Raw genomic sequence first — 9,507 nt, forward strand, 5'->3', positions numbered from 1 at the left:
AACGCCCGGACGTAGATGTTGTCCGGCGGCGTGCGCTGCGCGGCTGCCCTTACGCGCAGTACAGTGCACCGGTTTCGCGCCTGTGCCGCGCCGACGTGCGCCGGGCGTGCGCCGTCGGTGCACCGCCAAGCGGTTGTTCGTGCGACGGGTGGGTCAGGCGGGGCTGTCCGTGCGTCCGGGAAGTGCCGGGAGGAGCGGGGCGACGCTGTCCCAGACGGCGTCCGCGAGGTCTTCCTTGGGGCCGAACGGCACACGGGTCTCGCTGCCGTCGGCGCCGAGGATGACGGCCTCGTTGCCGTCGGCGCCGAACGTCCGCGTGGCGCCGACCTCGTTGACGACCAGCAGGTCGCAGCGTTTGCGCGCCAGCTTGGCGCGGCCGTGCGCGAGGACGTCGTCGGTCTCGGCGGCGAATCCGACGATCACCTGGCCGGCGCGCGGGCGTTCGCGCGCGATCTCGGCGAGCACGTCGGGGTTCTTGACCAGCGCGATCGCGTCGGGCTCCGCGTCCGTCTTCTTGATCTTGCCGTCCGCGTACGCGGCGGGCCGGAAGTCGGCGACGGCCGCGGCCATGACGACGCAGTCGGCGTCGGCGGCGGCCTTGACGACGGCTTCGCGCAGCTCGGCGGCGGTGCCGACGGTGACGACGTCCGCCCCGGCCGGGTCCGGCAGGGCGACGTTGGCGGCGACGAGGGTGACGCGGGCGCCTCGTGCGACGGCGGTGCGGGCGAGGGCGTACCCCTGCTTGCCGGACGAGCGGTTGCCGAGGAACCGGACGGGGTCCAGCGGTTCGCGGGTGCCGCCCGCGGAGACGACGACATGGCGTCCGGCGAGGTCGGCGTTCTGGCCGGGGCGGGCGAGGGCGCGCTGTGCGACGCGGAAGATCTCGTCGGGGTCGGGCAGCCGGCCCTTGCCGGTGTCCTTGCCGGTCAGGCGGCCGACGGCGGGCTCGAGCACGACCGCGCCCCGGCGGCGGAGTGTGGCGACGTTGTCGCGGGTCGCGGGGTGCTCCCACATCTCGGTGTGCATCGCGGGGGCGAACACGACCGGACAGCGCGCGGTGAGCAGCGTGTTGGTGAGCAGGTCGTCGGCGAGCCCGTGGGCGGCCTTGGCGAGGAGGTCGGCGGTCGCGGGGGCCACGACGACAAGGTCGGCGTTCTGCCCGATGCGCACGTGCGGCACCTCGTGGACGGCGTCCCACACGCCGGTCGCCACGGGTTGTCCGGACAGCGCGGCCCAGGTCGGGGCGCCGACGAAGTTGAGGGCGCTCGCGGTGGGGACGACGCGTACCTCGTGGCCGGACTCGGTGAGCCGGCGCAGCAGCTCGCAGGCCTTGTACGCGGCGATGCCGCCCGCGACGCCGAGGACCACACGGGGACGGTGCTGGGTCATCGCTGCATCTCCTGCCGGTGTCCGGTTTTCCGGTCTTCGAGCGTAGCGACGCGGTGACGCGGGCCGCGAACCGGTAGGGGGTACGCACACGTCCTGAATAAGTACCCGTACGGATGGCTCCCACTGGTCCGCACGGGTGAAGCTGGCGATCCGGAGCGAACAACTCCGGGTGCGGGCACGGTCGATCGCCCGCACACGACATGCGCCGGCGGTGACGGCGCACGCTGACGTCCGCGCACTTCAGGGGGATTTTCATGATCGGGATCGGTTGGCTCGCGGACCCCGCGAGATGCCCGGACTGCGGGCGCACCCTGCCCGCACCGCGCCCGTCCTCGTGTCCGCGGTGCGAACTCCCGCTGACCGGGCCGGTGGCGCTGGACCTCTGGAACGTCAGCTCCGAGGCGAAGCGGCTGCTCGACCGGCGGGACGTACTGCTGCGTGAACTGCGCGCCGAGGCCCGGGAGTCCGCGGCGCCGAGCCGCGCGGGCGCCGCGTCGGGCGACGCGGCCCCGCCCGGTAGCGCGGCCCGCACGGGTCGGCCTGCCCAGCCGGCGCCGACGCCGACCGCTCCCCCGGCGCCGACGGCGGCGCCGAGGAACGCGCCCGGCCCCGCGCACGCCACCCCTCCGACCGGTGCCGGCCCCCGGCCGGTGCGACAGGCCTCGTCCGCGCCCGCGCCTTCGACGGCCCTCGCCGCCGCCCCCGAGATGGCCCGCCGCCGCGTCGCCCGCCTCGTCCTGGGCACCGGCGTGCTGCTGCTGGTCGTCGCCGCGGTGGTGTTCGTCGCGGTGACCTGGCATCGGGCCGGGACCGGGGGACGCGCCGTGGTGATGGGCCTGCTGCTGGTGCTGTCCGCGGGCGGCGCCGCGGTCGCGGAGCGCCGGGAACTCCCGCTCACCGCCGAGGCGTTGGGGGCGCTGTCGGTCGTCATGGGGGTGCTCGACGGCTACGCCGCGTGGGCCGCGGACCTCGGGGGTCTGCGCGGCGCCGACGGCCTCGTGGTCTCCGCGGCGACCCTGGCCGCGGTCGGCGGCGCGGCGTGGGCCGGGAGCAGGGCGCTCGGCCTGCGGACGTTGCGTGTGTCGGCGGCACTGCTCCTCCAGGCCCCGCTGCCGCTCCTCGCCGGGCACGTGGGGGTCGCGCGGGACTCGCTGCTTCCGCTCGCGGCCGGGTTCGCGTTCCAGGCCGCCGTCGAAGTCGCCCTGCTGCGCCGGACGTTCCGCACCCGCGCCGGGGCCGACGCGGAGGCGAAGGCGGACGCGCACGCGGCCCTGTCGGGGACGGCCCGGCTGCCGCGCTCGGTCGCCGTCCGCGTCACGGTGCTGGGGGTGTGCGCGTACTGGTGCGCGGCGTTCGTTCTCACCCTGGCCGCGCCGGGCGGCGGCGCCTCGGTGGGCACGATGGCGGGCGTCGCGGTCGTCGCCGGGTTCTGCGCGTGGGCATTCCGCGCCTTCGCGGCGCTCCGGCACGTCGCGTCGGGCGCGTGCGCGGTCGCGGTGTGCGCCGCACTGGCGATGGGCGCGGACCGGCTGGGCAGCGGGAACAGCGGTGACACCCCCGCGGCGTGGGCCCCGGCGGTCCTGGCGGTCCTCATCCTCGCGGGGGCGGTGCTGCTGTACGCGGTGCCGAGGCCGTACCGGGCCGGCCCGCTGGCGGTGCTCGCGGTCCCGTACGCCGTCGCCGCCGTGACGACCGTGGCCGAGGTGGCCACCGCGGTCGGGGGACCGCTCGCCTGGCTGTCGCACGCGTGGGAGGCCCGGGACGGCGTGGCGGGATCGCGCGCACTGCTGACCCCCCGGGAACCGTGGGGCTTCGGCGCCGCACCGCTGCTCGGCGTGTCCGCGTCCGGATGCGCGGCGCTGGTGGCCGCGCATCTGCTGGGCCGGGGCTCGTGGCGGCGGCTGCTCGTCCCGGTCACGGCGGCGTCGTGGCTCCTGGTCGTGCCGTTGTCCGTCGACGTCCCGCTGCCGGTCGCGGTGGGCTGGTACGTCGCCGGGGGCGTGGCGTTCGTGATGGGCGCGCCGAAGGTGTCCGACCGCGCGGCACTCGTGCTGCGCGGGTGCGGGATCGCGCTGATCGCGGTCGGTGCGGTGTGGTCGCTGGCGTCCGCCGGATTGTCGATCGCGGTCTGGGCGGTCGTCGCGGTCGTATCGACCGCCCTGACCCGGGTGCTGCCGTCGGCGTGGCGCCCGGGATGGGCGGCCGGCGTGACGGCGGCGGCGTTCGTCGACGCGGTGATGGCCGCGCGGTGGGCGCATGTCGGGGCGGCCGATACGGGCGTGGGCGCGGCGGTGGCCGGGGCGGCGGTCGTCGTGGTGTGCTGCCTCGCGGCGCGCGGGCACGCCCCGCAGGTCTCCCGGCACGTCCCGGAGGCGGTCGGGGCGGTCGGCGCGGCGGCGGCACTCGTCGGAACCGCGGCGTCCGCGACGCGCGGCGCGCCGTCGTGGGCGCTGGGGGTCTCGCTCGGAGCCGCCGCGGTGGCCGCCGTGCTCGGTGTGGCGGTCCGGCCCGTACCGCAGCGGCCGTTCTGGGCCGTCGTGGCGGTCGTGGCCGGTGCCGGGGCGGCGGCGCGCGGCGCGTACGCGGCGGGTCTGCCGGTCGTGTGGACGGGCGTCGTGGCCGCGGCGGTCGCCGCGGTGGTGTCGGCGACGGCACCGTCCGCCGTCGCGCGGCGGTTGTCGCTGGTGAAGGCCCCGGATGCGGCGACCGCGCGGGCGCACATGTCGGTGGCGGTCGAATCGGCCGCGGCGGCGGTACTCGCGGCGGGCACGATCGTCGCGGCCTCGGACGCGTGGGCGCGCGTGGCCGCCTTTGCCGCGGGTGCCCTGGCGGCGGTGTCCCGGATGCCCGAGGGCCGGTCGACGGTCCGGCCCGTATGGGCTCCGGCCGCCGCCGCGTTCACGGTGTCGGCCGCGGCGGCCGGAGCCGGCGCGGCGACGTCGTCGCCGGGCGTGGCCGCGTTCACGGCGGTGTGCGTCGCGGCGGGCCTGGTGGCCGGGCTCGTCCCCATGCCGTCGACGTGGGTCCCGAGGATGCTGCCCGTGGGCGCGGTGTCGGCGATCGCGTCGGGTGCCGCCGTGATCGCCCTGGCCGCCGAGCGGCCCGGACTCGTATGGGCGGCGCTGGCCATCGCGGGTGCGGCGGCCCTGGTGGCGGGGCGCACGCCGCGGACGCGGGAGGACGCTCCGGTGTTCCGCCGGGTCGCGTACGCCGCCGGCGCGCTGCTGTGGGTCGCGGCCTACTGGGACGGTCTGGCGTATGCCGGGGTGACCGTCGTCGAGGCGTACACCCTGCCGCCGGGTGCCGCGCTCCTGGTCGCGGGTGGATGGCTGCGCCGCGCGCGCCCGGCGTGGGGTTCGTGGCAGGCCTTCGGGGCGGGGCTGGCGGCGGTACTGCTGCCGTCGGTGCCGCTCGCGGTCGCCGACGAGGCCGCGTTGCGCCCGGCGCTGTTGGGCGCGGCGTCCTTCGCGTGCGTCGTGGCGGGCGCCCGGCTGCGGCTCCAGGCACCGCTGGTGGCGGGCGCGGGCGTGCTGTCGGTGGTCGCGGTGTTGCAGTTGTCGGCGCCCGTGGTGTCCGCGTACCACGCGCTGCCGCGCTGGGCGGTCCTCGCGGGTGCGGGCGTGCTGCTGATCGCGGTGGGCGCGGGGTACGAGCGGCGGCTGCGCGACCTGGCCCGGTTCGGTCGGGCGGTCCGAAGCCTGGACTGACCGCCGGGCCGCCTGCCCGGACACGACGCGGGCCCGGCCCCCCGAAGGGGGTGGCCGGGCCCGAACGCGTTCGGATGGTCCCGCGCGGCGGAACCGAGGCGGTCAGCCTTCGATGGGCTCCGCGGTGAGCATGCCCGAGTTGATCTCACGCATCGCGATCGACAGCGGCTTCTCGTGCACGTGGGTGTCGACCAGCGGCCCCACGTATTCGAGCAGGCCCTCGCCGAGCTGCGAGTAGTACGCGTTGATCTGCCGCGCGCGCTTCGCCGCGTAGATGACCAGGCTGTACTTCGAGTCGGTGACCTCAAGGAGCTGGTCGATCGGCGGGTTGATGATGCCTTCGGGCGCGGACGAGGTGACTGACAAGACAGGGCCTTCCATGGGCGACCCGCGACCGTCGGGCGGCGTCAGCCGACAGCGGGGTCGGAACGGGATCGCATTCGACTCAGGAAACGTTCATCAAGGCTAGCAGTTCGCGTGATACATCCTCGACGGACGTGTTGACCAGGGTCACGTCGAATTCCGATTCCGCGGCCAATTCGACCTTGGCCTGCGCGAGCCGCCGCTCGATCACCTCGGGGGACTCCGTGCCGCGGCCGACCAGACGGCGCACCAGCTCGTCCCACGACGGCGGCGCGAGGAAGACCAGCAGCGCGTCCGGCATCGCCCGGCGGACCTGGCGCGCCCCTTCGAGCTCGATTTCCAGGAGGGTGGGGACGCCGGACTCCTGGCGCTCCAACACCGGCCGACGCGGGGTTCCGTAGCGGTTGCCCGCGAACTCCGCCCATTCGAGAAGCTCGTCCGCGGCGATCAGCTTGTCGAAATGCTCGTGATCGACAAAGTGATATTGGACGCCGTCGACCTCGCCGGGCCGGGGCGCGCGCGTGGTCGCGGAGACCGACAGCCACACCTCGGGGTGCCTGCCGCGGAGATGCGCGACCACCGTGCTCTTGCCCACCCCCGAGGGGCCGGAGAGCACGGTGAGCCGCCGCTGCTGCTGTGTGTCGTGCATGGTGCTGGTATCCGTGCCGATCTGCTCATGGCCGGCCGTCGTGCGCCCGGAGGCGGCCCCGGGCCGCGGTGTCCCGTCGGGACTACTTGCCGCCGAACTCGCGTTCAAGCGAAGCGATCTGGTTGGTCCCGAGGCCGCGCACGCGGCGTGTCTCGGAGATGTTCAGCTTCTCCATCAGCTGCTTGGCGCGCACCTTGCCGACGCCGGGCAGCGACTCGAGCAGGGCCGAGACCTTCATCTTGCCGATGACGTCATTGCTCTGGCCCTCCTTGATCACCTCGCTGAGGGAGGCGTTGGAGTGCTTGAGGCGGTTCTTCACCGCGGCACGCTCCCGCCGAGCCTCAGCGGCCTTCGCGAGCGCGGCTGCGCGCTGTTCGGGAGTCAGGGGCGGAAGAGCCACGCCGTGTCACCTCGGACTTCGATTGTTACGATCCACGATCGCCCCCCTTGGGCGACCGCAAGTGTGGAACCTAGCTGGTCACAGCGCCTGCGGCAACGCGAAACGCTCGACCGGGTGAGCTCCCGACGGAGCCTAGTCCGCGGAACGCGCCACGTCGCCCGAAACTGCCGAAAAGACCACCCCCGGACAGGTTTGACGCCGCATCAGGCAGCTTAGCGGCTCCGCGAAACAACAATTTTTCATGGCAAATCACCCACAATCGCTGCGGTTGGTTGCCGGTACGAATCCGCAAGAAAAATAGTTCGGCGAATCCCCGTTGCCGACGTATTGACGCCCCGCCAACGCTGTGTGAACGACGCCGACGCGCCGGACGCGCGACGGGCGGACGTGGCACGCGGCCCGACGAGGAGCCGTGCACGAGGCATGCCGGAAGGCGTCGGAAGGCGGACGACCACCGCCTCCTCGGGCCGCACACCGCACGCGACGAGGCTCGGCCGCGGGCCAGGCGCGTCGGGACGAGCCGACGGCGGCCGATCACGGCGCCGCGCCGGTCGCGGGAGCGCGGCCCGGGGGCGGGAGCGCGGCCCGGGGGCGGGCGAAGCCGACCGCGTCAGCCGATCGCGGCGGCGGCGTAACGCGTCGCGGCCTCGCGGAGCGCGCCGTCAGCGGCCCCCGCCGAAAGACCTCGCGGGCGCGCACGGGGGCGACATCGCGTCTCGGACATCACGACGCTTGTGATCTCGGAGCCGCGCGGGCCGACCGCGTCAGCCGATCGCGGTGCGGCACTCGTCGGCGTAGCGGGTCGCGGCGTCGCGGAGTGCGGTGACCGACGGTCCGTGCCGGAGGACTTCGCGGCTCACGCTGGGGACGACGTTGCGCACGGCCGTGCCGAAGACCTCCGGCAGGTCCGCCGGGGTGGCGCCTTGCGCACCGATCCCCGGGGCCAGCAGTGGGCCGTTGACGTCGAGGTCGACGCCGACCGCGCCCAGGGTGGCGCCGACGACCGCGCCGACGGAGCCCAGGCCCTCGGCACGGGCGTTCTCGGCGGCGATGTGACGGAGCATCACCGACGCCACACTCGTCCCGTCCTCGACGACGGCCCGCTGGACCTCGCGGCCTTCCGGGTTCGAGGTGAGTGCGAGGACGAACACGCCCGCGCCGTGTTCGCGCGCGACGTCGAGCAGCGGGGCGAGCGAGCCGAAACCGAGGTACGGGCTGACGGTGACGGCGTCGGACGCGAGCGGGCTGCCCGGCGCGACGTACGCGGCGGCGTACCCGGCCATGGTCGACCCGATGTCGCCGCGCTTGGCGTCCATGAGCACGAGCGCACCGGCGGCCCGCGCGTCGGCGACCGCGCGTTCGAGAACGGCGATGCCCCGGCTGCCGAAGCGCTCGAAGAACGCGCTCTGCGGCTTGAGGACCGCGACCCGGTCCGCGAGCGCGTCGACGGTCGTCCGCGTGAACGTCTCCAGACCCGCGATGTCGTCGTCGAGCCCCCAGGCACGCAGCAGCGCGGCATGCGGGTCGATCCCGACACAGAGCGGCCCGCGCGTATCCATGGCGGCGCGCAGGCGGGCGCCGAAGGGCTGGGGCATCACAGTCTCGCTCTCGGGTCAAAGGGTGCGGGGTGGGGGGTGGGGGGGTGGAGAAGGGCGGGTGCGTCAGGCCGTGTCCGGTGTCGACGCCGGTATCGCGGGACGGCCCTCGTCCACGGGGTGTCCGAGTGTCGCGGGGCTTGGCGGGGGGCCGGAGCGGCGTCACACGCGGCCGTTTTCGGTCGCTCCGGCAGGCGACGTGCGGCCCGTCGCGCGCGAACGCGGGCCTGGGCGGGCGGGCGGTGTCACACGCGGCCGTCCTCCGTCGCTCCCGTGAGCGACGTGCGGCCCGTCGCGCGCAGGCGGGCCGTGAGGCCTTTGTGGATCGTGCGGCACCAGAAGGGGCCCGCGTAGATGAAGCCGGTGTAGCCCTGGACGAGGGTGGCCCCCGCCTCCAGGCGCTCCCAGACGTCGTCGGCGGTCTCGACTCCCCCGACTCCGACCAGGACGATCCCGTCCCCCACGCGGTCGCGCAGTCGGCGCAGCACGGCGAGCGAGCGCTCCTTGAGCGGCGCTCCGGACAGGCCGCCCGCCCCGCACGCCTCGACCTCGTCGGGCGGGGTGCGCAGGGCGTCCCGGCCGATGGTGGTGTTGGTGGCGATGATGCCGTCGAGGCCCAGTTCGAGAGCCAGGTCGGCGACCGCGTCGATGTCGTCGTCGGCGAGGTCGGGGGCGATCTTGACGAGCAGCGGCACGCGTCGGGAGCGGACGGTGCGGTCGGCGGCGTCGCGCACCGCGCTCAGGAGCGGGCGCAGGTGTTCGACGGCCTGGAGGTCGCGCAGCCCGGGGGTGTTGGGCGAGGACACGTTGACGACGAGGTAGTCGGCGTACCGCGCGAGCTTCTCGGTGGACGCGACGTAGTCGGCGACGGCCTCCGATTCCGGCACAACCTTGGTCTTGCCGATGTTGACGCCGAGGACCGTGGGCCGCTTGGGGCGGCGCGGTCCGCGCGCGTGCAGCCGAGCGGCGACGGCGTCGGCGCCGTCGTTGTTGAAGCCCATGCGGTTGACGATCGCGCGGTCCTCGACCAAGCGGAACAGCCGCTTCTTGGGATTGCCCGGCTGCGGCTCGGCCGTGACGGTGCCGATCTCGACGAAGTCGAAGCCCAGCGCGCCGAGTTCGTCGATGCCGAGGGCGTTCTTGTCGAAACCGGCGGCGAGTCCGAACGGCCCGGGGAAGTCGATGCCGAAGGCCCGTACGGCGAGCGCCGGGTCGCGCGGGGCGCACACCTTGGCGACCGCTTCGCGGCCCCCGGGCACCCTGCCCACCGCGCGGATGGCGGCGAAGGCCAGGTGGTGGGCCTGTTCCGGGTCGAGGTTGCGGAGGACGTACTTGAAGAACAGCGGGTAGCTCATGGCCTCGGAGGTCGTCGACGGAAGCGGGGGGCGCGGCATGGCGAGGGTC

7 protein-coding genes are annotated in these 9,507 nt (G+C 74.8%); 1 reads left to right on the forward strand and 6 read right to left on the reverse strand.

Going from position 1 to position 9,507, the window contains the following annotated elements:
* Positions 1-153: 153 nt before the first annotated feature.
* Positions 154-1,389, reverse strand: coding sequence for a bifunctional phosphopantothenoylcysteine decarboxylase/phosphopantothenate--cysteine ligase CoaBC (gene coaBC / locus LO772_RS05385; protein WP_231777206.1), 1,236 nt, complete (start codon positions 1,387-1,389; stop codon positions 154-156).
* Between the two features lie 254 nt (positions 1,390-1,643).
* On the opposite strand from coaBC, the gene LO772_RS05390 reads away from it, so the two are divergent.
* Positions 1,644-5,096, forward strand: coding sequence for an SCO7613 C-terminal domain-containing membrane protein (locus LO772_RS05390; RefSeq protein ID WP_231777207.1), 3,453 nt, complete (start codon positions 1,644-1,646; stop codon positions 5,094-5,096).
* 102 nt (positions 5,097-5,198) lie between these two features.
* Here LO772_RS05390 and rpoZ read toward each other — a convergent pair whose 3' ends face one another.
* From rpoZ to LO772_RS05415, 5 genes are all read right to left on the reverse strand, one after another.
* Positions 5,199-5,477: a DNA-directed RNA polymerase subunit omega gene (gene rpoZ / locus LO772_RS05395; RefSeq protein ID WP_443089369.1), complete on the reverse strand. Its 279-nt coding sequence runs from the start codon at positions 5,475-5,477 to the stop codon at positions 5,199-5,201.
* Positions 5,478-5,541: 64 nt separating this feature from the next.
* Complete coding sequence (gene gmk / locus LO772_RS05400) at positions 5,542-6,108, reverse strand: guanylate kinase (RefSeq protein WP_231777209.1); 567 nt, start codon at positions 6,106-6,108, stop codon at positions 5,542-5,544.
* Positions 6,109-6,190: 82 nt separating this feature from the next.
* Complete coding sequence (gene mihF / locus LO772_RS05405) at positions 6,191-6,508, reverse strand: integration host factor, actinobacterial type (RefSeq protein WP_231777210.1); 318 nt, start codon at positions 6,506-6,508, stop codon at positions 6,191-6,193.
* 764 nt (positions 6,509-7,272) lie between these two features.
* Positions 7,273-8,106: an orotidine-5'-phosphate decarboxylase gene (pyrF, locus tag LO772_RS05410; RefSeq protein WP_231777211.1), complete on the reverse strand. Its 834-nt coding sequence runs from the start codon at positions 8,104-8,106 to the stop codon at positions 7,273-7,275.
* A gap of 242 nt (positions 8,107-8,348) precedes the next feature.
* Positions 8,349-9,497 carry a quinone-dependent dihydroorotate dehydrogenase gene (locus LO772_RS05415; protein WP_231777212.1) on the reverse strand — a complete coding sequence of 383 codons (1,149 nt, stop codon included), beginning with the start codon at positions 9,495-9,497 and terminating at the stop codon, positions 8,349-8,351.
* Positions 9,498-9,507: the final 10 nt, after the last annotated feature.

The sequence above is a fragment of the Yinghuangia sp. ASG 101 genome (genome assembly GCF_021165735.1).
Classification (GTDB): domain Bacteria; phylum Actinomycetota; class Actinomycetes; order Streptomycetales; family Streptomycetaceae; genus Yinghuangia.

Coding starts and splice junctions, on each gene's coding strand:
- coaBC (WP_231777206.1), bottom strand. CDS start 1,389: ATGACCCAGCACCGTCCCCGTGTGGTCCTCGGCGTCGCGGGCGGCATC.
- LO772_RS05390 (WP_231777207.1), top strand. CDS start 1,644: ATGATCGGGATCGGTTGGCTCGCGGACCCCGCGAGATGCCCGGACTGC.
- rpoZ (WP_443089369.1), bottom strand. CDS start 5,477: ATGGAAGGCCCTGTCTTGTCAGTCACCTCGTCCGCGCCCGAAGGCATC.
- gmk (WP_231777209.1), bottom strand. CDS start 6,108: ATGCACGACACACAGCAGCAGCGGCGGCTCACCGTGCTCTCCGGCCCC.
- LO772_RS05415 (WP_231777212.1), bottom strand. CDS start 9,497: ATGCCGCGCCCCCCGCTTCCGTCGACGACCTCCGAGGCCATGAGCTAC.